The 21,809-nt window shown below is 62.7% G+C and carries 24 protein-coding genes; 8 read left to right on the plus strand and 16 right to left on the minus strand.

What is annotated here, in order from left to right:
* Positions 1 to 30: 30 nt before the first annotated feature.
* Genes sctU through QCL65_RS12235 form a run of 11 tightly spaced genes read right to left on the minus strand, consistent with a single transcriptional unit; the run spans position 31 to position 10,471 of the window.
* Positions 31 to 1,119: a type III secretion system export apparatus subunit SctU gene (gene sctU, locus QCL65_RS12185; protein ID WP_407316497.1), complete on the minus strand. Its 1,089-nt coding sequence runs from the start codon at positions 1,117 to 1,119 to the stop codon at positions 31 to 33.
* A complete protein-coding gene (gene sctT / locus QCL65_RS12190) occupies positions 1,116 to 1,922 on the minus strand; it encodes a type III secretion system export apparatus subunit SctT (protein ID WP_407316499.1) in 807 nt (268 codons plus the stop codon). The genes sctU and sctT overlap by 4 nt, the downstream gene beginning before the upstream one ends.
* Before the next feature lie 2 nt (positions 1,923 to 1,924).
* Entirely contained in the window at positions 1,925 to 2,188 is a 264-nt protein-coding gene (gene sctS / locus QCL65_RS12195; RefSeq protein WP_407316501.1) for a type III secretion system export apparatus subunit SctS, read from the minus strand.
* Between the two features lie 7 nt (positions 2,189 to 2,195).
* Complete coding sequence (sctR, locus tag QCL65_RS12200) at positions 2,196 to 2,849, minus strand: type III secretion system export apparatus subunit SctR (protein ID WP_407316503.1); 654 nt, start codon at positions 2,847 to 2,849, stop codon at positions 2,196 to 2,198.
* Positions 2,846 to 3,946 (minus strand): FliM/FliN family flagellar motor switch protein, encoded by a 1,101-nt coding sequence (locus QCL65_RS12205; RefSeq protein WP_407316505.1) that lies wholly within the window; start codon positions 3,944 to 3,946, stop codon positions 2,846 to 2,848. Before QCL65_RS12205 ends, sctR begins: the two co-directional genes overlap by 4 nt.
* Entirely contained in the window at positions 3,943 to 4,515 is a 573-nt protein-coding gene (locus QCL65_RS12210) for a type III secretion system HrpP C-terminal domain-containing protein (RefSeq protein ID WP_407316507.1), read from the minus strand. Before QCL65_RS12210 ends, QCL65_RS12205 begins: the two co-directional genes overlap by 4 nt.
* 28 nt (positions 4,516 to 4,543) lie before the next feature.
* Positions 4,544 to 5,002: a type III secretion system stalk subunit SctO gene (sctO, locus tag QCL65_RS12215; protein WP_407316509.1), complete on the minus strand. Its 459-nt coding sequence runs from the start codon at positions 5,000 to 5,002 to the stop codon at positions 4,544 to 4,546.
* Positions 4,992 to 6,341, minus strand: coding sequence for a FliI/YscN family ATPase (locus QCL65_RS12220; RefSeq protein WP_407316511.1), 1,350 nt, complete (start codon positions 6,339 to 6,341; stop codon positions 4,992 to 4,994). Before QCL65_RS12220 ends, sctO begins: the two co-directional genes overlap by 11 nt.
* Positions 6,338 to 7,249: an FHA domain-containing protein gene (locus tag QCL65_RS12225; RefSeq protein ID WP_407316513.1), complete on the minus strand. Its 912-nt coding sequence runs from the start codon at positions 7,247 to 7,249 to the stop codon at positions 6,338 to 6,340. The genes QCL65_RS12220 and QCL65_RS12225 overlap by 4 nt, the downstream gene beginning before the upstream one ends.
* Before the next feature lie 28 nt (positions 7,250 to 7,277).
* Positions 7,278 to 9,371, minus strand: coding sequence for a type III secretion system export apparatus subunit SctV (gene sctV, locus QCL65_RS12230; RefSeq protein ID WP_407316515.1), 2,094 nt, complete (start codon positions 9,369 to 9,371; stop codon positions 7,278 to 7,280).
* Complete coding sequence (locus QCL65_RS12235) at positions 9,368 to 10,471, minus strand: TyeA family type III secretion system gatekeeper subunit (protein WP_407316517.1); 1,104 nt, start codon at positions 10,469 to 10,471, stop codon at positions 9,368 to 9,370. The genes sctV and QCL65_RS12235 overlap by 4 nt, the downstream gene beginning before the upstream one ends.
* Positions 10,472 to 10,767: 296 nt before the next feature.
* Here QCL65_RS12235 and QCL65_RS12240 point away from each other — a divergent pair, with 296 nt between their 5' ends.
* The 5 genes from QCL65_RS12240 (at position 10,768) to QCL65_RS12260 (ending at position 13,685) form a co-directional block, all read left to right on the plus strand.
* On the plus strand, positions 10,768 to 11,304 hold the full coding sequence (locus QCL65_RS12240; RefSeq protein ID WP_407316519.1) for an RNA polymerase sigma factor: 537 nt from the start codon (positions 10,768 to 10,770) through the stop codon (positions 11,302 to 11,304).
* A gap of 9 nt (positions 11,305 to 11,313) precedes the next feature.
* Positions 11,314 to 12,258 carry a hypothetical protein gene (locus QCL65_RS12245; RefSeq protein WP_407316521.1) on the plus strand — a complete coding sequence of 315 codons (945 nt, stop codon included), beginning with the start codon at positions 11,314 to 11,316 and terminating at the stop codon, positions 12,256 to 12,258.
* 76 nt (positions 12,259 to 12,334) lie between these two features.
* Positions 12,335 to 12,724 carry a hypothetical protein gene (locus tag QCL65_RS12250; RefSeq protein WP_407316523.1) on the plus strand — a complete coding sequence of 130 codons (390 nt, stop codon included), beginning with the start codon at positions 12,335 to 12,337 and terminating at the stop codon, positions 12,722 to 12,724.
* Between the two features lie 44 nt (positions 12,725 to 12,768).
* Positions 12,769 to 13,278, plus strand: a complete 510-nt coding sequence (locus tag QCL65_RS12255) for a Soluble lytic murein transglycosylase (RefSeq protein ID WP_407316525.1) — start codon at positions 12,769 to 12,771, stop codon at positions 13,276 to 13,278.
* A gap of 17 nt (positions 13,279 to 13,295) precedes the next feature.
* Positions 13,296 to 13,685, plus strand: a complete 390-nt coding sequence (locus QCL65_RS12260) for a glutamine synthetase (protein WP_407316527.1) — start codon at positions 13,296 to 13,298, stop codon at positions 13,683 to 13,685.
* 51 nt (positions 13,686 to 13,736) lie between these two features.
* On the opposite strand, the gene QCL65_RS12265 is transcribed toward QCL65_RS12260, so the two are convergent.
* The 3 genes from QCL65_RS12265 to QCL65_RS12275 are packed head-to-tail and all read right to left on the minus strand — an operon-like array spanning position 13,737 to position 16,698.
* Positions 13,737 to 14,690, minus strand: coding sequence for a lysylphosphatidylglycerol synthase domain-containing protein (locus tag QCL65_RS12265; RefSeq protein ID WP_407316529.1), 954 nt, complete (start codon positions 14,688 to 14,690; stop codon positions 13,737 to 13,739).
* On the minus strand, positions 14,687 to 15,919 hold the full coding sequence (gene clsB / locus QCL65_RS12270; RefSeq protein ID WP_407316531.1) for a cardiolipin synthase ClsB: 1,233 nt from the start codon (positions 15,917 to 15,919) through the stop codon (positions 14,687 to 14,689). The genes QCL65_RS12265 and clsB overlap by 4 nt, the downstream gene beginning before the upstream one ends.
* Positions 15,916 to 16,698, minus strand: a complete 783-nt coding sequence (locus QCL65_RS12275; RefSeq protein ID WP_407316533.1) for an endonuclease/exonuclease/phosphatase family protein — start codon at positions 16,696 to 16,698, stop codon at positions 15,916 to 15,918. The genes clsB and QCL65_RS12275 overlap by 4 nt, the downstream gene beginning before the upstream one ends.
* 311 nt (positions 16,699 to 17,009) lie before the next feature.
* On the opposite strand from QCL65_RS12275, the gene QCL65_RS12280 reads away from it, so the two are divergent.
* Positions 17,010 to 18,140 carry an alkene reductase gene (locus QCL65_RS12280; protein WP_407316535.1) on the plus strand — a complete coding sequence of 377 codons (1,131 nt, stop codon included), beginning with the start codon at positions 17,010 to 17,012 and terminating at the stop codon, positions 18,138 to 18,140.
* A gap of 61 nt (positions 18,141 to 18,201) precedes the next feature.
* Here the strand turns inward: QCL65_RS12280 and QCL65_RS12285 are convergent, their stop codons facing one another.
* Complete coding sequence (locus QCL65_RS12285; RefSeq protein WP_407316537.1) at positions 18,202 to 19,191, minus strand: LLM class oxidoreductase; 990 nt, start codon at positions 19,189 to 19,191, stop codon at positions 18,202 to 18,204.
* 171 nt (positions 19,192 to 19,362) lie between these two features.
* On the opposite strand from QCL65_RS12285, the gene QCL65_RS12290 reads away from it, so the two are divergent.
* On the plus strand, positions 19,363 to 20,286 hold the full coding sequence (locus QCL65_RS12290; RefSeq protein WP_407316539.1) for a LysR substrate-binding domain-containing protein: 924 nt from the start codon (positions 19,363 to 19,365) through the stop codon (positions 20,284 to 20,286).
* A gap of 29 nt (positions 20,287 to 20,315) precedes the next feature.
* Positions 20,316 to 20,849 carry a GNAT family N-acetyltransferase gene (locus tag QCL65_RS12295; protein ID WP_407316541.1) on the plus strand — a complete coding sequence of 178 codons (534 nt, stop codon included), beginning with the start codon at positions 20,316 to 20,318 and terminating at the stop codon, positions 20,847 to 20,849.
* On the opposite strand, the gene QCL65_RS12300 is transcribed toward QCL65_RS12295, so the two are convergent.
* The gene (locus tag QCL65_RS12300) at positions 20,850 to 21,773 is read right to left on the minus strand and encodes an alpha/beta fold hydrolase (protein WP_407316543.1); all 924 of its coding nucleotides are present in this window, start codon (positions 21,771 to 21,773) and stop codon (positions 20,850 to 20,852) included.
* Positions 21,774 to 21,809 lie beyond the last annotated feature (36 nt).

Genomic DNA, 21,809 nt, shown 5'->3' on the forward strand with positions numbered 1-21,809 from the left:
TTCCAAGGGGGTCTGCGGCCCGGCGAGTTGCTAAAAAATGTCGATGTCGTTGGCCTGGATCACCTCGCGCTTGGCGTCGTCATCCAATTGCTTGATGACCCCATAGATCTGCGCCACCGCTTGCAGGGTGTCGCGCGGGATAAAGCGCCCCTCAGGGACGCGGTACAAGGTGCGCGCCAGCCAGACACATTGCACCACGGGGATGCCCTCGCGCCTGGCCGCCTCGATCAACGCCAGGGCGCCGGCGTCCAGGTGCTTGCAGTGAATGCGCGGCAGGGCGGTTTCTTCCGGGCGGTAGTACAGCGCCACCGCGTAATGGGTCGGGTTGACGATCAGTACATCGGCGTCCTTGACGGGCTTGGCGGGGGGCTTGGGCGCCTCGTTGAGCAGCTCGTGGGCCAACTGGCGGCGATGGCCCTTGACCTCCGGGTTGCCCTCGGAGTTTTTGTATTCTTGCTTGATGTCTTCCATGCTCATGCGCAACTGCTTGGCGTGGAAGTACTTCTGGATCGCGAAGTCGGCGGCGGCGAGCACCAGTAGCAGCCCGCAGGTGACCCGCAAAATGCGCTGGAATAGGGTGGCCAGAGCGTGCCAGAACGTCACCAGGTCCGAGTGCACCAGGCTGATGAGGGTGCCTAGCGCCGGTTCCACGATCAGCCACATGGCCGTGGCGATAATAGCGGCTTTGACCACCCCGGACAGCGAGGTGATCAGGCTGCGCAGGGTGAACATCTGTTTGAGGTGGCTGAACGGGTTGAGCTTTTCCATGCTCGGTTTTAGGGCTTCGGGGGCGAACAGCAGGCCGAATTGCATCCAACTGCCCAACAGGCGCATAAGCATGGCCACGCCGACGCTGAGCACCGCGAAACTTGCCACCAGCCATGCGCCCTGGCTAGTGACTTCGCCCACGGTGCGCAGGAACGGCTGGTCCATGCGGGTCACCGACAGTTCGATCAGCGCTTGCAGCTTTTGCATACTGACGTCGGCCATGCCCAGGGTGATCTCGCTGACCACTACCAGAATCAGCAGTTTGGGCAGGTCCTGGCTCTGCGCGACTTGGCCGCGACGGCGCGCATCGCGGATCTGTTTGGGCGTGGCGTCCTGGTTTTTTTCGCTCATGGCGCCGGCTCTTTGGGCCCGGGGACGATCAGCAGCAGGCTATGGCGCACATCGCGCAGCAGCTCCAGGCGCTCGCCGCCCAGGTCCAGCAGCGTTGGCAAATAGACCACCAGAAAGGCCAGGCCAATCACGCATTTGGCCGGCATCGCCAAAATGAACACGTTGAGCTGCGGGCTGTAGATACCGATCAGTGCCATGGCGGCTTCGACCAGCAACAGCAAGGCGATAAAAGGTGCCGAGTACAGCAGCAGGTGGCTGAAGGTGTCTTTGAGCATGCCTAGGAACACCTCGAAGCCTTGGGCTTGCAGGCTCGGCCACCAACTGGTGGCGGGCCAGGTCTGGTAGCTGTCCCAGATCACTTGCATCAGCAGCGGCAGCCCGCCGAGGATCATCAGCAGCATGATCAGGGTTTCTTCGAACAGCTGCGACAGCGGTGTGACGTCCTCGCCCAACGCCGGGTTGAGCTGGCCCCCGGTCAACGCACCGCGTTGGTTGTCGAGCAGTACGCCCACTGCACTGAACAGAAAAAACGGCAGGTACAACACCAGGCCCATCAGGGTGCCGAGCAGCATCTCCTTGAAAATCAGCAAAAAGATCCCGCTCCAGGACTCACCCAGGCGGCTCAGCTCCTGGCCGATACCCGGTGCCGGGATCAAGGCTAGGGCGGTGAGCACCGCATAACGGGGTAGGCCCTTGAGGTGTTTGAACAGAAACGCCGGGACCAAAAACATGCACGGGTACAGGCGCGCCATGGACAGGGCGATGCCGTTGAGCAGGTCGTAGGCGAACTGGGCATCGACCATGCTCAGCCCTTGCCGGTCTGGGCAATCATGTTGAATGCCAGGTTGGTCAACTGGATCAGCTCGACGCCGATCCAGCGGCCGGTCATGGCCAGGGTCAGGCCCACCGCCAACAGCTTCAGGCCAAACGGCAGGGTCTGGTCCTGGACCTGCATCAAGGCCTGTACCAATGAGGTCAGCACGCCCACCGCCACGGCCACGATCAGCGGTGGGGCGGTTAATAGCACCACCAGGATCATGCCCTGTTTGAACAGGTTCAAGGCTTCCATCGCACCCTCACATATAGGAGTAGAAGAGGCTGTCGAGTAAGCGCGTCCAGCCACTGACCAGCACGAACAGGAGGATTTTCAACGGCAGTGAGATGGTCATCGGCGAGACCATCTGCATGCCCAGCGCCAGCAGCAGGTTGGACACGATCAGGTCGATGACGATAAAGGGGATGTAGATCAGAAAGCCGATCTCGAAAGCCGCTTGCAGCTCGGACAACACGAACGCCGGGATCAACAGCAGCAGGTTTTCGCGGCTGGCGGCGTCGGCCATGGCTTTGGGCCACATGCGCAAAGCGTTTTCGTGCAGGTGGGTCAGTACATCCGGCTCGACGTTATGCGCCATAAACGCTTGCAGCGGTGCGATCAGTGCCTTGGCGCTCTGGCTCAGATCACGCGTGTCACGCAGTTGCAGGGGGCGCTCCTGGGCGATGCTGGCAATTTCCGCAAACACCGGCGCCATGACGAACAGCGTGGCGGCCAGGGCAATCCCATACAGGGCCATATTGGGCGGAACCTGCTGCACGCCGATGGCGTTACGGGTGATCAGCAGCACCGAGGCGATTTTCAAAAACGAAGTGCACACCACCAATAAGAAGGGCAGCAGTGACAGGGCGCCGAGAAACAGCGCCAGCATGATCGGGTTGGTGTCATTGAGCGTCATCGGCGCTCATCCACCTGGGTGATCTGCAGGCCCAGGCGGCCTTCGACATCCACCAGCTCGCCCTGGGCCAGGCGCCGCTCGCCGTAGTACAGGCCGGCCAGGCCAGGGGTCACCCCAGGCACTTCGAGCACCGCGCCGGGCGCCAAAGCGGCCAGTTCGCCGAGGCTCAGGCGAAGCTCGCCGCAGCGCAGCGTCAGGGGCAACGAGAGGTCAGCGAAGGTCTCGGTCAGCGGCTCTGGGCGCCGCTCGGGCGCCGCGAACGGCTCGCCCTGTGCGGCGGCGTCGCTGTCCTCGCTAAAGGCGTAAGCCGGGTCGTCGCCCCAGACTTCATCCGCCGGTTGGGCGGGGTAGTCCAGTGGGTTGTCTTCTACCACCGCGTTCTCCTCGATTTGCACGACTTGCAGTTGCAAGCGCTCGGCCTGCTCGAGCACCCGGACCTGCAGGCGCCGGGGCCCCAGGCTCAGCAGGCCGTTGCCAGTGCTGTCGAAATCGGCCTCGGCGGGGCACAGCACGTCTCCGGCGCGTAGGGTCTGGACTTGCTGCTGGGGCAAATTCAGGCGGCCCAGGCGTACTGCGAACGCCAGGGTCATGCCTGAGTGGTCGGCAGGCGGTTTTGCGTTCCATGGCACCCGCTCGAAGCCTTCGCCAAGGCCCGCGCTGGGCAACGCCAGGAGGCTATGGATGCGCCCCTGGGGCAACTCCAGGGTCAGTTCGCAATAGCTGATGGGGCCGTCCGCAGCGCTGGGTGCGCCTCGCGGCTGCAGGGCGCCCAGCAGCGTTGCCAGTTCGCTTGCCAGGCCGGCGTTATAGAGCGGCCAGAACCAAGCGTTCTGCGTTTGGCTGTCGGCGCCGACGAAGGTCGGGTTGCTTGACCAGGCCGCCAGTACTGGCTGGGCATCGCTGAGCCCGAGTGGGCCCAAGGTGCACTCGAACCATTGCAGGGGTTCGGCCGTTAGCGTGCGCTGGCTGGCGCGCAGGCTGAGGCGGCCGGCTTGGCCGGCCACGTTGAAGGCCATCCAGGGCTCGCCGGCCAGGTGCCGGGCGAGCCTCGCTTGAGCAGCGCTGACGCGCCGCAGTGGCAACGCCTGAGTTGTCATAGGCCACCGCCGTGGCGCACGCTGAGGTTGACCGGCTGGCGTAACGCCCGGCCTAGATCATCCTGGCAGCGGGGGTGTTGCTGGGTCAGGCGTTCGGCGGCACTGGCCTGGGCGCAGTTCAGTTCGATGTCCCAACCTTGCGGCGGGCGATGCCGCGCATTCAGGCCGATACGGCCCAGGTTGGGCATAAACAAGGTGGCTTGCAGCGCTTGGCCGGCGCCCCCAGGCAAGCGCTGGGCGAGGTCGTCCACCAATTGCCCCCAACCCGCCAGACCCGCGGCGCCAAAGCCATCGGCCTGGCTCAGGTTCGACTGCCCATGGGAGCCGCCCTGGCCCTGGCCCGTGGAATTGCCCAAGGGGGCCAATAACTGTTGGAAAAACAGCCCGTCGGCCAGGCGCTCGGGCTCGCCTTGGCGGAGCTTGCTGGCCTCGCGTCCAGGCGCCTCCCGGGGCCGTTCGGGCTCGGCCCCGGTCTGGGCCTGCGGCCGTTGTGCTGGAGCCCTGGCTGGAGGCTCGCGGCGCTCCGGGGCAGGTGGCGGGCGATGCTCCACGGCGCTATTGAGGTTCATGGCGTCTCCTGAAAGTAGGGGCTACGGATCAGCCCAGGGTTTCGCTGAGGCAGGCCAGTTTTTCCAGGGCACGCTGGCTGGCGCGTACTTGCAGCTGAGCTTGCGCGACCCGCTGGCGCTGGGCTTCGAGGTCCAGTTGCAGGCGCTGCACATGGCTGCGTAACTGGGCTTGCCGATCCATCAGGCGCTGCTCCTCCTGATGCCATTGCTGGATACCGTTGAGGCTCATGACCTGGCCCTCGCATTGCGCGGCCAGGGCGCGGCGCTGCTGTCTTTGCAGGTCGAGGTCTTCTGCGCAGGCCAATTGCGCCTGGGCTAGGCTGGCTTGCATGGCTTCGGCCACTTGCTGGGCCTGGCGCTGGTGCCGTTGCGCAGCGTGTTTGCGCAACTCGCGCAGGGGTTTGAGCAGCGTCACCACATCGGCCAAGGCCTGCGCTTCATGGTCGACGTCTACCGGGGTTTCCTCGACCGTGGCTCTAAGGCGCATGGGCGGTCAACGCATAGAGTTGTTCGAGGGTCTCGGGCAGGGCCAGGGGCTCGCGCAGGTCTTGTTGTAGAAAGCCGTTGATCTGCTCGTGCAGTTGCACGGCGCAGTCGGTCATGGCGTCGTTGCCCGGGGTGTACTCACCCAAGCGCAGGAGCATTTCCACCTGTTGATAGGCGGCGAGCAGGCGGCGCAGGGTGATATTGCCACGCTGGTGCGCACGGTCAGTGACGCTGCCGGTGATCCGGCTCAGGCTCGCCTGCACGTCAATGGCCGGGTAATGACCGCGTTCGGCGAGTTTGCGTGACATGACAATATGGCCGTCGATCAGCGAGCGGACCTCGTCCGCCACTGGGTCGTTCATCGAGTCCTGCTCGATCAATACGGTATAGATGGCGGTGATCGAGCCCTGCTCGCTACGCCCGGCACGCTCTACCAGGCGCGGCAGCAGGGTGTACACCGAGGGCGGCAGGCCGCCACGCCCCAAGGGTTCGCCGGCGGCAATGCCGATTTCGCGCTGGGCGCGGGCGAAGCGGGTAAGGGAGTCCACCAGCAGCAGCACGCGCTTACCTTGCTGGCGGAACGCTTCGGCGATGGCGGTGGTGGTAAATGCGGCACGGGCGCGCTCCATGCTGGAGCGGTCGGAGGTGGCGCAGACCAGCACCGAACGGGCGCGCAGGGTGTCGTCGAGCTCGTGGTCGAGGAACTCGCGCAGCTCCCGACCCCGTTCGCCGATCAGGCCAAACACGATGACGTCGCAAGGCATATTGCGCGCCAGCTCCGCTAACAGCGTGGTCTTGCCGCAGCCTGCACCGGCGAACAGGCCGACGCGCTGGCCTTCACCCAGGGTGATGGCAGCGTCGATGGCGCGTAGGCCGGTGGGCAGCGCGTCGACGATACGGGGCCGTTGGGTCGGCGGGATGGCATCGCAGATCACCGGCTGCGTGGCCCGATGTTCCCCGGGTAAAGCGAACGCGCCGTCACCCTGGCCATCCAGGCGGCGGCCGAAGCCGTCGAGAACGCTGCCGAGCAGGCTGTCATCCACACTCACACAATGGCGTACGCCCAGGGGCTCGATGCGCGCACCCTGTTCGATGCCCTCCGGTGTACCGAGGGCGCTAAGCAGGGTGCAGTCCTCGGTGAACCCGACGATTTCCGCCAACAGGGTTTCCCCGCACGTCTTGTACACCCGGCACAAATCACCGATGCGCACCTTGGGCACCTGGCATTCGAGGAGGATCCCGTTGACCGCACTAACGCGGCCACTGACCACCACCGGTGCCAGGCTATCTAGCCGCGTGCGATAGGCATCGGCCCAGGCCGCCACGGCCGCGCTGCTCACCACTTCACCTCATAGTGCTCATCGCCGTCGAACTCAATGTGGCTGTTGTCGATTTTGGTCAGGCGCAGCCCATCGACTTCGTCGCCCAGGAACAGCCTCCGGTTGTCGCTCAGGACCACGTGAGCGCGGGCACCGCTGGTGATCTGGACGATTTCGAACGGCAGCTTTCGGCCAAACGGCTTGGCTTGGTCGAGCACTGCCACTTCGCTACGGTGTTGTTGGCTGAAACGTTCGAGCATGCGCCGGTACAGGGCCATCTGCTCTGGCGTCAGTGCGCCCCGCAGTTCAATCCCTTGGGCGCTACTGACCACCTGCACCGCGTCGTGCAACTCCCGTTCGCGCAGCATCGAGCGCAGTTTTTCCACGCTCTGTGCGGCGCTCAAGGCGTTGGTTTGCGGGGCCTGGGTGGGCGCTCGCGGGGTGCTCACCGGGGCTGGGGTAGACAGCGCCCAGGCGCTGCCGGCGAGGGTCACCACCACCCCGGCGATGGCCAGGCGTTTATGCAGGGCCGGGCGCTTTGCGCGTGGCGCGGCAGCGGCGGGTGTCGGTTGCGCATCGGCGTCAGCGCTTGGCTGTTGCGTGTCGGCCGGTGCTGGCTCGACCACGGCCGGCCACTGCGCCTCGCTGGCCATGATGATCAGTTGCACCGTGCCCAGTTGAAAGGTCTGCTCCGGCGCCAGTGCCGCCAGGGTGTCGCATGCCTGGCCCTGGGGGTCGGTCAACGAACCGTCTTCGGCCTGCAACCGCCACCGTTCGCCGTCGCGCGTCAGCCGGCAGTGGCGGCGGGCGATACCGGGGTCTTGCAGGAGCAAGTCGTGCTGCTCATCGCTGCCCATCAACCAGTGCTCGCCAATCAGCGGCAGGGCGGCGCCACGGTGCAAGCCATTCAATACGCGTAGTTCGTACATCTGTGACTCCTCGAAGTATCTATTACAGTCATGCCGCATTCTCGTCGGGCAGGGTTTGCAATTGGTCTTCCAGGTCCAGGCGGCCCAGCACCTTGACCTGGGCGCTGCTGTTCAATTCGGCGAACGACAGCACCGGCACTTGGTGAAATTCGTCCTGCAACAAGGTGCGTAGCGGGCTGCGCAGGTCCTGGGCCACCAGCAGCACCGCCGGCGCCCGTGCCCGCCGGGGGAAGGCTTGGCGCAGTTGGTCCACCAGCTGTTGACTGGCCTCGGCCGGTAGGGCGAAGAAGGTTTCGTTTTGGGTTTGCCGCTGGCTGTCGCGCATCAGGTGCTCGCTTTCTGGCGACAGCAGCCATACGTGCAGGCCGTCCGGCCCGCAGTACTGGTGAAAAATCAGCGACTTTAGGGCGATCCGGACATAGTCGGTCAGGGCGCCGACGTCGCGCTCGTGCTGGCCGTGTTCGATCAACGCTTCGGCGATCAGGCGGATGGCGCGCAGGGGCACGCATTCGCTGGCCAAGCGTTGCAGCACCGCCGAAAACCGCGCCAACGGCAGCACCCGTTGCATCTCCTGGGCCAGTTCCGGTTGTTCACGCTCCAGCCAGCTAAGGATCGCCTTGCTCTCTTGCAAGCCAATGAACTGTGGGCCGCAAGCCTGCATGGCGCGAAACATCCGTTCCACGATCAATTCGGTGGACGTGCTGGGGTGCAGCCCCGGTTGCTGCAGTGCGGGGTCGTCGTGGGGTACCCACAGCAGGTCGGCTTCTTCGCGGATGATACTGCCGGGGTGGGCGTTAATCGGTTCGGCGGCCAGCAACTGGCGTTCCACGCCAAGGTAATGGGGGGTGAAGGTCGCCCGGAGCAGCGGCACCTCGTACACCAGAAAGCGAAACTCGTCCGGCGCCAGTTGGGCGGCGTATTCAATATCGAAGGAGGGCAGGGTGATGCCGAACTGTGCGACCAGTTGGTTACGCCGCTGGCGCACCTGGGTGATCATGTCGAGGATCAGCCCCTGGTCCTGCTCGGGGTGAAATTGCAGCAAAAACGTACGGCACGGGAAAAACTCGCGAATATCCCGGTCACCGGTCTTTTCCGGGGGCACGTAGGCGGCCAGCGCCTGGGCCTTGGGGTTGCGCTGGCGAAGCAGAAACACGCCCAAGCTGCCCACCACCACCGAGATGACCACGAACACCAGGGTGGGCATGCCCGGCAGCGCGGCGAAACCGAGCATGGCCACCGCCGCGATGATCAGCGATTTGGGTTGCGCCCCCAACTGCTTGGCAATGTCGCCGCCGATGTTGGAGTTCTCATCGTTTTCCTCGTTGGGCACGCGGGTGATGATCATGCCGGCGGTGATGGAGATCAGCAGGGCTGGAATCTGCGCGATCAGGCCGTCACCGATGGTCAGCACCGAGTACAAATGCATGGCGTCGCTGGCGGTCATGCCATGCTGTACCACGCCGATGGAAATGCCGCCAATCAAGTTGATGGCGACGATGATCAGCCCGGCGATGGCGTCGCCGTTGACGAACTTCATGGCGCCGTCCATAGCGCCGAACAGTTGGCTTTCCTTGCCCAGCTCGGCCCGCCGCTGGCGCGCCTGGTCGACGCTGATCAAGCCGGCGCGCAGGTCACTGTCGATGGACATCTGCTTGCCGGGCATGGCGTCCAGAGTAAAGCGCGCGCCCACTTCGGCGACCCGCTCCGAGCCTTTGGTAATCACCAGAAAGTTGACCACGGTGAGAATCAGGAAGATCACCAGGCCCACCGCCAGGTTGCCGCCCACCACAAAGTTGCCGAACGCCTCGACGATGTGCCCAGCGTCCTGCTCCAGCAGGATCAGGCGGGTGGTGGCGATCGATAGCGCCAGGCGGAACATCGTGGTCAGCAACAACACAGCCGGGAACGTGGAGAAGGCCAAGGGCCGGGGCAGTTGCATCGCCAACATGATCAGCAAGCAGGAGACACAGATGTTCACCGCGATCAGCACGTCCACCAGGGCTGTGGGCAGTGGCGTGATAAACATGAAGACGATGCCAATCACGATGATTGCGCCTGCCACCTCAGAGCGCTTGGAGGCCGCCACGGCCAACCGGGTCAAGCCATTGAGCAAGCTGTTCATAGTGCGCTCCTCGGTGGCGGCAAGGCCTTGCGCTCGGTCTGGGTCAATTCATCCATCACCAGCACCAGGTTGCGCAGCGAGGTTTGCCGGTTTTTATCGTCACGCCAGAGGGCGTGGGGTAGGTCGTTGAGAAGGTGGCGCAAGCCGATGAGAAAGGTCAATTGCAGGGTGGGTGAACGCCCGCCGACCTTTTCCGATAGCTGCTGAGTGTCGCGCACGTTCATGGATTGATTGGCCAACTGCATCAGCTGGCGCATCAGCAACAACGCACTAAGGCTCATGGCCGGGTTCTTGGTGGCCATGCGCTGGACCAGGTCCGAGCAGCCGTGTACCAGGTTGTTGAGCTGGCGGGTACGCCCGAGGCTTTCCATCAGCGAGCGCAGTTTGCCTTCCTGGGGTTGGCGCGCCAGATTGGCGATGTCGTCGGCCAGGGCCTGTTGCAAGGCGCGCAGGCCCTTGAGGAAGTGGTCCTCGCCGCACAGGTGCAACACCGCCTCGATGAAGTTGCCCAGGGAAGGGTGTTTGATCAGGTGTTGGTAATAGACCTTGCGCAAGCTGTCTCGTAGGTCGGGTTCCTGAATGCCATGGGTAAGGGCCGGGGTGACGCTCAAACCGGCGCGAATCTCTTCGCCATGCTCCGCTTCGAGGGCTTGCAGGTGTTCGAGGGCCTCTTCGGCCTCGGCCTGGTTGCCTTGCTCCTTGGCCTGGTGGGCGACTTCACTGAGCAGCAAATGGGTTTGTAGCGGGCTATTGCCGTTGTCTTTGAGCAATTCTTTGGTGGATTTTTGCTGGCGCAGTTGCTGGCGGACTTTATTCAACTGGGCGTTAAGTTGGGCGGGGCCATGGTTGGCCATGCCCTGCAGCAACTGCTGCAAACTCATCGGTTGACTGCTCGCGTGCTGCCCGCACACCACTTCCCGTTGGCTCAGGGCTTTGCTGGCGGTGGCCAGCGCTGCGCCCATCAGTTGCGCCAGGTGCGCCGACTCGTGGTGCTGGTGCACGCTGGCAGAAGTCGCTTTGGCTGCAGGCGCTGCCGATGCCTGCGCGGCGGCAGTCTGCACGTTGGCGGGGGGCATTGTGCTGAGGCGTTCTAGGGGCATGGGCCGGCTACGCGTATGGGGAACACCCCCCTTGTGTGGTCGCAGCGGCGGTCTGGTTCCATCCTGCGAGCGTGCGCTAGCGCCGGGTATCGAGTTTGAAATTTTTTGCACAACTTTTCTGGCCGGCTTGCAAAGGCTTGCGCAGTATCCAACCGTAAGCTGTTTGGAAGTTGTTACATAACAAGGGGTTAGTGATTTTTTAAGGGCTGGCACAGGTTTCGCTATAGCTCTTCGAGCATCACCGTGAAGCGCTCACGGTGAGTGACCCGAGGATTACCTGTATGGACGCCATAAACATGAATCAGAGCTTACTGCCTTCGCGGACCGGCACCTCCTGCTTCGCCCAGTTGACCCAGCAACAAGTGCAGAAACTGCAAAACTTCATCTACAAGCGCGTCATTAATCAGGAAGATGCCGAAGACATCCTCCAGCAGACCTTCGTCGAAGCCTTGCGCGCTGAAGGTCGCTTCATGCAACAAAGTAAGCCGGAGACTTGGTTATGCGGCATCGCCCTGAACCTGATCCGCAACCACTTCCGTAAAATGTACCGCCGCCCGCTGCATGTGGAATTCGAAGAACAACTGGCCCACGCCGAACCCAGCCAGGATATCTGCGGTCATATTGAGAGTTACCGTGACCTTGAGCGGGCTGTCGAGGCCATTGCCGTGCTGCCTGCCGTGATGCGCTACACCCTGGAAGTCACGGTGGAAACCGAAGGCAGTTATCAGGAAGCCGCCGATGCGTTGGGTGTTCCCATTGGGACGGTCCGTTCGCGTTTGTCCCGGGCCCGTACGCAACTACGCGACTACCTTCCAGAAGGCTTTCGCGCGTGAGAGGCGAATATGTCGAACTTCAAGATTGGTGGCACACTTCAGGTCCGGCCAGCCATGGCCGCCGCGCCGTCGCGGGCGGTACAAGACCACCTTGACCAGGCCTTGCTGCGCGCGGGCATGCCAGTTCAACACGCGCAGACCTTCCAGCGTTTTGCCGAACGCCGCCGCCTAGTCTTTGGGGTGCGCCCCCACGGTGAGCCGCTGACCCAATTGTGGGTGGGCGAGCAGCCGCTGTGCGAACTCGATGGGCCTGATGGTTTTTATCAGCCCAACCCGCGCTTGGCCGCCGATGCCTGGCCCCTCGGTAGCCACCCGCAAGGGCCAGCGGCGTTGTTGCATGACACGCGCTTGCGGCAGCTGCTGCAGGAAGGCGAAATGCTTGCGATGGGGCCTGAACGCGATGGCGTCAGGCCGTTGCAGACCCTCGGCCTGAACGACCATATTGTCTCGTTTCATGTGCTGCGCGAGAGCCCCGCGCATTGGAGCCTGTGGCAGGGCCGCGAGCCTATCAGGCTGGAGCAGCGGCGCGGCGCGACGACTTGCTCACCGGCCGCCTACGAGTTGTTGGTGTTGGCGCCGCTCCTGGACTACGGCGGGCCCAGCTACGCCTCTAGTCAAGCCAGCAATGCGGCTTATCGGCGCAGCCTGGGCGAGCACCCGGTGGCCGTCGACCCAGCGTGCGCCGAATTGGCCGGGCGCATCGAGATGATTCTTGCCGCGCTGGACGACGATGCCGCCGGCATCGCCTTGCTCAGCCAGGACATCCGGCCCAGGCCAGGGGGCCTGGCGCCTAATGACTTTCCCGCCATGCTGTTCTTGCCCCACCCCGTGGGGGATTACCCAGCCCAATGCCCGATCGCCGACCGTCGCGGGCTGTATCACCTACTGCAGGCGGTACACGATGCGGGCCTGGCCCTGGATATTGATCCGGGCTGGCGCACCCTTGGGTACTAAGGCCGCAGTGTATGCAACGCTTTCGCCGGTCATGACCACTTAGGCTCAAGCGTGGCGTTACCCTGGAGACCTGCCTATGAAATTCAAGCTGTGCCTGGCGCTGGCCCTATTGCCTTGGCTGGCCGAGGCCGCTGGCCCTTCACCCGGCGCCTGCGCCCAGGCACACAGTAGCGTAAGCCAGCGTCTGGCCCAGGCCAATGCCGACCATGATGCCATCGCCGCCGGCGCAGCTCGGCGCCAGTTGTCCGCTATCGTCGCACAGTGCCAGAGCGCTCAGCAGCAGCGCCAGCAATTGAAGAACGCCCGTCAAACCCAGCAGCGCTATCAGCAACAGCGCCTGCGCCAGCAGCAACTTGACCAGCAGCGCGCTACCCAGCGACGCATCGTCGAACAACAACGTCTGCGCCAGCAGATGCAACAGCAGCGCCTGAATAACCAGCGCTCGATGCCGGAGATACGCTATTGAACCCTTGTGCCAGGCGGGTGCCTGCCTATCGAACTGGCGTCTGTGTGGCGCTCCTCCTGTGGCTGGGCGCCGAATCCGCCAGCGCCAGACCGCCTACGGCCTACCGGCAAGTCGCCGCGGCGGCTGGCATTCCCGAGCAATTGTTGTACGCCGTGGCCCAGACCGAAAGTAATACGCAACTGCGCATTGGCTACTACCCCTGGCCGTGGACGCTGAACGTCAAAGGCAAGCCCATGCGCTTTGAAACCCGCGAGCTGGCCTGCCAAGCCGTGCGCAAGGCCATTGCCGAGCAGGGTATTTACGCGGTGGACATTGGCCTGACCCAGCAGAATTGGGGCTATATTGGCCGCACTCGGTTCCGCGAGCCGTGCGACGCGTTGCACCCGATTCATAATTTGCAGAGTGCGGCCTTGCTGTTGCGCCAGTATTATCGGCAAACCGGTGACTGGGTCAGCGCTGCAGGCATGTACCACCGCCCCGCAGGCGGTGAACCCGCCCGGTTGTATCGGAGCAAGATCGAACGGCGCCTGCAGGCTGTCGTCGCCGAACGCTGAATGCCGGAGCCGTCACCATGCCCTTGCCGCCACGCCTGTCATTTGCCCTGTTGTGCCTGCTGATGGCGCCAGTAGCCTACAGCGACATTCCCACGCTGATGCCAGCGGCCCACTGTGTACGCAGCGCGACCGTGCTGGCTTGTGCGGATGAGCGTGGTAACCATTACAGCGTGGCCACGGTGGGGGCAGACATAACGGTCGCCGGTTTCGATGCCCGTAGCCAGCAGCGCTGGGCCCAGACCACCACCCGCTATGGCGCGTTATATGTGTTCAGCGGGTTGACCAGCAACGGCCAGGTGTGGATTGGGGTGAGCCGTAAAGTCGGCTGGAATGTGCTGAGCCGGGTGTCGTCTTCCAGCGGGGAGCAGGGGCGGTTGAGCTGTAATCGGTTGAGCGGGTGTTGGTGATTGATATCAAAAAGATCGGGGGCCTTGCCCCCGATCCCTTGATTAAAGCCTCTACCTAGCCCGGCGCTCCAAGACTAGGTACACCACAAAAGCAATCGCCAAAGGCATCAAAAAATACAACGCGCGATAGGCGATCAACGCTGCGAGGAGGGTGCCTTTGGAGTATTGGCCCTGGAGCAGGGTAATGAAGATCGTCTCCAGTACCCCCAGCCCCGCCGGGATGTGGGTGATCACCCCGGCGATGCTGCTGATCAACAGCACGGCGAGGATTGTTGGGTAACCGACCTTGTCGGGCAGCAGCAAGTAGATCAGCAAAGCCATCAACGACCAGTTCAGCGCCCCCAGGCCCGCTTGCAGCAGGGCCATACGCAGGGTAGGCAGGGTGATTTCCTGCTGGCGAATATGGAAGGTGCGGCGCTTGGAAAAAGCGCACGCCAGCAGATACCCCACCCCCACCAGCAGAATCGCCACGCCGATCAGGCGCAAGCCGGTAGCGCCGATCTCCACGCTGGCGGGTAGCGCAGGCAGGCCCATGGTGAATACCACCCCGGCGACGAACAAATAACCCAGCCAGTTGGTGATCAAACACAGGCTAAGAATACGCGTGATGGTCGACACCTCCAGACCCAACTTGGAGTACAGGCGGTAGCGCAGGCCAACCCCGCCCACCCATGAACTCAGGTTGAGGGTGAAGGCATAGCAAACAAACGCCAGGGGCAATACCTGGCGGCTCGGTACCGAGTGGCCGGTGTAGCGTTTGGCAACCAGGTCATAACTGGAAAAGACCAGGTAACTCACCAACGCGATCAGCCCAACCAGCAGCAGGGTCGTAGGCTTGTAAGAGGTCAGCGCTTGTTTGACCTCTTGCCAATCGAGGTTTTTTACCAGGGTGTAGAGCAGTACGGGTACCAGGATAAAAAAGCCGATGGTGACAATGCGCTTGAGCCAGATCCATTTACTGCGCGGCTTTTTCTCGGAGTTGCTGGCCGTGGCTGCCTGGCTCATACGCTTTTTTCCTCTCGATAGCCCAGCGGTTTAACGTCCTGCTGCACGTCCAGCAAGGGTTTAAGCTTGGGCGAGTGGGCCGGGATAAAGCCGACGATAGCCGGGAAATGGCGCAGAAAGTGGAAGGTCAGAAAGATCAACGGCGCCCGCCACCAGTAGCCGCGCAGCACCCGTTGCAGGGTAATCGACTTGCATTGGGTACGCGCCAGCTCGGCCAGGTGTTCGTGGAGTTTCTCGTTGAAGCGCCGGTCGCGGATCATCACGTTGGCTTCCAGGTTCAACGACAGGCTAAGCGGGTCGAGGTTACTCGAGCCCACCGTGGCCCACTCATCGTCGATGATCGCGACTTTGCCGTGCAAGGGCCGCTCGGTGTACTCGCGGATCACCACACCGTCGCGCAGCAGGTAGTTATAAAGCAGCCGTGAGCACAGGCGTACCATTGGCATGTCGGGCATGCCCTGCAGGATCAGCGTGACCTCGACGCCACGGCGCGCCGCATTGCGTAGCTCGCGCAGCACACGGTAGCCGGGAAAGAAATAAGCATTGGCAATGATAATTCGCTGCCGGGCTTCGCGGATACCTTGCAGGTAATGCTGCTCGATGTCGTTGGTGTGTTCATCGTTGTCGCGGATGCTCAGCAGCATGGCTGCTTGCGCACTGTCGGCATCGATGGGCGCACCGCGGGTGCGCCAGGGCTGTTCAGGGCGGACCAGGTGGCTGGTTTCGTCCAGCAGTTTGAGGGTGGCGCGGTGCAGGTCGGCGACAATCGGGCCACGGACTTTTACCGCATAGTCTTGCTTGCCCATGGGCCCGAAGTCGGCCAAGTGGTCGGCGCTGTAGTTGATACCGCCGATAAAACCAATTTCGCCATCGATGACCACGATCTTGCGATGCAGCCGGCGGAACAGGTTAGTGCGCATGCCCATGACTTTCGGCTGGGGGTCGTAGCCCAGCAACTTGACCCCGGCCTGGACCAGGTCGCGTAAAAAGCCCTCGCTCAGTTCGGCGGTGCCGTAACCGTCCACCAGCAACTCCACCCGCACGCCGCGTTGGGCGGCTTCGATCAGGGTTTGCTGAAGTTCGCAGCCGACTTTGTCTTCGAACAGAATGAAAGTTTCGATCAGCACTTCTTCGCGGGCTTGGCTGATGGCCTCGAACACACTGGGGAAAAACGCTTCGCCGTTAATCAGTAGCTGAACCTGATTGTTGTCCCGCCATTGCTCACTCATAGATGCACCTCTACTGCCAACGGAACATGGTCGGACAGGTGCGACCAAGGTTTTCGGGAAAGAATGCGCGGCTGTCGCCCTTGGGCGTTGCGCAGGTAAATACGGTCCAGGCTCAGCAACGGCCAGCGCGCCGGGAAACTGCGAGCGGGGGCACCCAGGGCTTCGGTAAACACCTCGCGCAGGCCCCAGCGCTCAAGGATGGCGTCGGCTTTTTTGCGCCAATCGTTAAAGTCGCCTGCCACGATGACTGGCGCGTCGGCCGGCAGGCTTTCCAGCAAGCGCCCCAGTAAATGCAACTGTTGCTCGCGCTGGCCCTCGCCCAGGCCCAGGTGCACGCATACGGTATGCACTTCACCCTGGCCAGGCACGGCCAGGACCGAGTGCAGCAAGCCACGCTCTTCGGTGCCCTTGACGCTGACGTCGAGGTTTTCGTGGCGCAAGATGGGGAATTTCGACAGCAGGGCGTTGCCGTGGTCGCCGTCGGGGTAAACCGCGTTGCGCCCATAGGCGAACTGCGGCCACATGCTGTCGGCGAGAAACTCGTACTGGGGCACTTCGCTCCAGTTGGAGAAGCGTTTGCCATGGGCCCGGTGGGCTCCGTGCACTTCCTGGAGGAACACCACATCAGCGCCCATGGCACGCACCGCCTCACGCAGCTCTGGCAGCACAAAGCGCCGGTTGAGCGGGCTGAAGCCTTTATGGGTATTGACCGTCAGTACCCGCAAGGCATGTACCGCGGGCGCCTGCTCGGGTAGCGGCTGTGGGTGGGGGCTGGTCATGGGTGCTCCTATTTCGGTCCTTATGGTCCGACTCAGGCACGTTGGGGAAGTTCGTTCTGGGCTGGCCATTACTGCGCCATGGGCGCGCAGAGGGTGGCAGTCGTCGAGGGTTCCTTGCTCATCGGGCAATAGTGATTTGCGCTGCCGGCGGGTAGTAGCACTAGGGCGAGGGGGCTAGCATCGACGCAACTTTTGCCTAGATATTCAGGCCCACGGCTTGAGTATCCCTAGGTGACCCTGGCGCCGCCGGTCAGCATTTTGTGCTGCTGGCAACCATGGTGCTGGTCACCCCAACTAATTTGGAAAATTTTATGACCGAACTTTTCGAACCGTTCAACCTGGGTGATATCACCTTGCGCAACCGCGTTGTCATGGCGCCTCTGACCCGTTCGCGCTCGCCCAACGACGCGGCCACCGAACGGGTGGCCCTCTACTATACGCAGCGTGCGACCGCCGGTTTGATCGTCAGCGAAGGTACGCCGATTTCCCGCGAGGGGCAGGGCTACCTGTTCAACCCAGGTATCTTCAGCGCCGAACAGATCGCCGGCTGGCGCCTGACCACTGATTCGGTGCACGCTGCGGGCGGCAAGATGTTCGCGCAAATCTGGCACGTCGGCCGAGTGTCGCATCCTTCCATTCAGGAAGACGGCAAGCTGCCGGTGAGCGCCAGCAGCAAGAAGCCTGAGGGCGCCTCGGCTTTCGGCTATGACGCCGAGGGCTCACCGGCCTTAGTGGAGCCGCCTGCGCCGCGCCCGCTGACCACCGAAGAGGTTGGGCGGATCGTCGGCGAGTTTGCCCAGGCCGCGGAAAACGCCATAGTCGCCGGTTTTGACGGCGTCGAGATCCACGGCGCCAACGGTTACCTGCATGAGCAGTTCCTCAACCCGTTGGTCAATGACCGCACAGACCAGTACTCCGCTGGCGAGCTGCGCAACCGTATTCGTTTTACCCTCGAGGTGATCGACGCGGTGGTCGCGCGTATCGGCGCGGGCCGCGTTGGCATTCGCATTTCACCCTATGGGGAGCTGTTCGATATGCCTGTTTACGAGCAGATCGACGAGACCTACAGCGAGCTGGTCAGTGAAATCGGTGCGCGTAAACTGGCGTACGTGCATGTCATGGACCAGTCCAACTTCCCGGCCCCGGGCAAAGAGGACAGCGATGGCGGCTCTAATCAGGCGTTTATCAATCTGCTGTCGAGCTTCAAATCGAAGCTGCCCAACACTGCTGTGATCCTGGCAGGCGGTATGACCCGCGAACGGGCCGAACAACTGATAGGCGACGGGGTGATCGACCTGGCGGCCTTCGGCACGGCTTACATCAGCAACCCCGACCTGGTGGCGCGCCTCCAGCACCAGTGGCCGCTGAACGAAGCTGATCGCGCCACCTTCTACGGTGGTGGAGCAGAGGGTTATATCGATTATTCGCCCTACAAAGGCTGATCGACCGCCGCGCTACACTGAAGCCGCCCCCTCCAACCGAGGGGGCGGCTTTTTTTTGGGCTCAGGTCAACGGCGTGTGGGACGGGAAGTGCGGCAGGATATATTCGGCCATTTCGTCTATGACGGCTTCGGCCGGACGGCTCAGGGGCTTGAGGTTGAGCGCCACGTGGGCGACGCCTTGCTCCTGTTGTCGGGCCCACAGCTCAATTAGCGCATTACGCCCGGCGCGCAGGACCCGGCCCGGCTGTAATGGAGCGTCTGGGTCTTGGCACAGGTCGAAGAAGGTGCCGTAACCGTAGGGGCGGAACACCTCAGGGTTGCCGAGCGCCTGCCATTGCTTGACCATGTCGGCGGTCCTGGCGGGGTCGGCCATGTATGAAATGATCCCGTCGGCCTGAGTGGCGATCCATTCCAGGCTCTGTCCGGCAAAGCCTACTACCACTTGGGGCACGCGCACGGCGGCCGGTTTAGGCACCAGGTCGAGGTGGCCGTCCATCGTCCCGTAATACTGGCTGGCGAAGCGCGGCCATGGGCTGCCCAGGGTGCGCTGGACGATCGCAAACGCTTCGCGAAAACGTGCGGCGCGGTTCTCGAAGTCGCTGCCGAACGCCGGATATTCAGCGGGTCGGTCCCCCGACGCCAGCCCTAGGACGAAACGCCCGCCCAGCAGTTGGTCGACGCTGGCGACTTGCTTGGCGACGATCAACGGGTCCCGCAAGGGCAACACGATGCCCGCCGTGCCAATGGCGATAGTGCGCGTGACCGCTGCCAGAAACGCGGCATACACCATGGGGTCGAATTGCTGGCCTACGTCGCCGAACCCCGGGTCATAGAAGGGCACGTCGCGCAGCCAGATCGAAGAAAACCCTGCTTGGTCGACCCGGCGTGCCATGCGTTCGTGCTCTACCATGGTGGGCCCGGGTGAGTCGGGGTAGCCTTCGAGGGGTGCGATAAAGCCGAAGGTCAACTTGCCAGGGGCAAAGACCCGAGCGAAGCCATGATGGCGCTGTAAGTCGTCTGGCAGTGTGCTGCGGGGTGTGGGCTGATTCATCGTTTTTCCCTGGCTATGGATCGTGTGCCGAGCGTCATAGCTGGGTGCGGCTGTGAACTCGGCCTGACGCTATCCTAGGCGGGTGCCAAAATCAGAACAATCCGCCCAAGGGCGAATACATAATTGCTAGAATCGCAACTCGACCCTTCGTTCCGTTGCCCTGGATCGCCTATGCACCTCAAAGCCCAACGATTCTTTGCCATGGTCGCGCAGACCGGCAGCTTCGCGGCCACGGCCCGCCACTTTCAATTCCCGGCATCTTCGGTGTCGCGCTTTATCGCGGCCCTGGAAGAAGAGCTCGGTCAGCAGCTGCTTTACCGCAACACGCGGGCGGTCAAGCTGACGGAGGCGGGGGAGCGCTACTATGTGCAGATTCGTGAAGTGTTGGAGTTGCTCGACGCCGCCCACGAGGATGCCGCCAGCAAGGGCAGCGATGTCCGTGGCCTGGTGCGCATCAATGCGCCGGTGGCCCTGGGCCGCGGGCACATCGCCCGGCTGGTCAAAGGCCTGCATGAGCGCCACCCCGAGTTGGTGGTCGAACTGACCCTGACCGATCTGTTCGTCGACCCGGTGCAGGAGGGGGCTGACATCACCTTGAGGGTCGGCCACCTGGAAGATTCCGGGCTTATCGGCCGCACCATCGGCAATCAGCGCTATGTGCTGTGCGCCAGCGCTCAATACCTTGAGCAGCGAGGCGTCCCCCAATGCCCGGCTGACCTTGGGCAACACAGTTGCCTGGTCTACAAAAGCTTGAGCGGTGCGCAGAAGTGGTATTTTCGCCGGCACGAAGCGGATGCTCCTGAGGTCATCAGCGTCGATGGCCCGCTGCGCAGCAACAACGCCGAAGCGTTGGTAGAAGCCGCGCTGGCGGGGCTGGGTATTGTGTTTTTCCCGACTTGGTTGTTCAGCCAGGACAATTTTCGTCGTGGCCGCTTGATCAAGCTGCTGCCAGAGTGGATTGGCGCGGTTGAAAACAATCCCAGCCAGATCCACCTGATCACCCCGGAAAACCGCCTGCGCTCGAAAAAAGTAAAGGCTGTCACCGATTACCTGATCGAAGCCATTGGCAATCCGCCCTATTGGGATGACCTTTAATCCATGCAAGCCTCTAGGCAGCGATTTCAATGAGCCCGATCATTCAACGGCTGACCCGGCACCACGCTAGCGCCTATCGGGCGCTTATGCTCGAGGCTTATCGGCTGCATGCAGACGCGTTTACCTCCACTGTCAGCGAGCGCGAAACATTGCCCATGGGTTGGTGGGAGCGACGGCTCGATAGCGGGCCAGACCCGGATGAAGTGGTCTTCGCCGCCGTCGAAGGCGAGAAATTATTGGGGGTAGCCGGGCTTTCTGTGCAACGCAGAAGCAAGGCCCGCCACAAATCCACTCTATTCGGCATGTACGTCCCGCTCGCGCACCGCGGGCGAGGCATCGGCGAGCAACTGGTGCGTGCCGTTCTGGCCTACGCCCAGGCGCAGCCCCAACTCTTGCTGGTACAGCTGACCGTCACCGAAGGCAACAGCGGCGCGCAAGGGCTCTATGCTCGCTTGGGCTTCAAAACATTCGGGGTAGAGCCTTTGGCGGTCGCGGTGGGGCAGGGGTTTGTCGCTAAGGTGCATATGTGGCACGCGCTGTCCAAGGCGGATGCGCCGCGCTGATCATCGACGCACTGCGCGCGCGTGAGCTGCGGACTGCATGAACGTTACCAAGTCCTGATTGAAACGCGCAGCTTCCTCCAGAAACGGTGCATGCCCTGAATTTTCATAGACTTTGCTTTGCACGTCGGCGTTAAGCTGTTTGGCGCGGGCGAGGCTTGTTTGCACCTGGACCAGTTGGTCTTTCGCGCCATACAGCATCAAGACCGGAACCCGTGCCTTGGGCAGACCTGCAGCGGCGGCTACGCTCATCGACGGCGTGGCGCGGGTCATCGTCCACGAGGCCATGGCCGCGTTGGCCAGCAGCCGCTCGAATGTCGATGTATCGGGCTGCTTGTGGAAGCACAGTGCGAGAAACGTACGCACGGCGTCCAGGTGGGTCTTCAGGTCGTCCGACGCCAGACCTGCATAGACTTCAGGGTGGGCGGTAATCAGCGCCGAATTGAGTTCAATGACCCCGTCGACATACAGGGCACCGCCAATAGCGGCGTCACCGTAGCCCGCCAGGTAGTTGGAAATAACCACACCGCCCAACGACCAGCCCACCAGTACCGGATTACGGCTACCCGTGGCCTTGATAATGGCCGCCAAGTCATCGGCGTAGTGGCGGCCGTCGGTATAGGCTTCGCTATTTTCGGGCTTACCCGAGCGGCCATGACCGCGCAGGTCATAGGTGATCATCCGGTAGCCTTGCAGTTGGGGGCTAGTGGTTTGCTGTTGCCAATTCAGGCGGCTGCCCAGCAAGCCGTGAATGAAGATGATCGTCGCACCGTCAGGGTTGCCTGCCTCCTGGACCGCGAGTTCGACACCGTCCGCTGCCATAACCTTGTAGTGCTTTTCGGCTGCTGTCGCCATTGGTGCGAGGCCGGCTAACAGGGCTATCAGCCAGAGTCGGCTGAGGTGCCGGATAAAAAGGGCAAAATTCATACACGCTATCCAGTTCAATGGGGGTGAAACGAGTCT

Origin of the sequence: Pseudomonas sp. nanlin1 (genome assembly GCF_045571515.1) — a bacterium.
Classification (GTDB): domain Bacteria; phylum Pseudomonadota; class Gammaproteobacteria; order Pseudomonadales; family Pseudomonadaceae; genus Aquipseudomonas.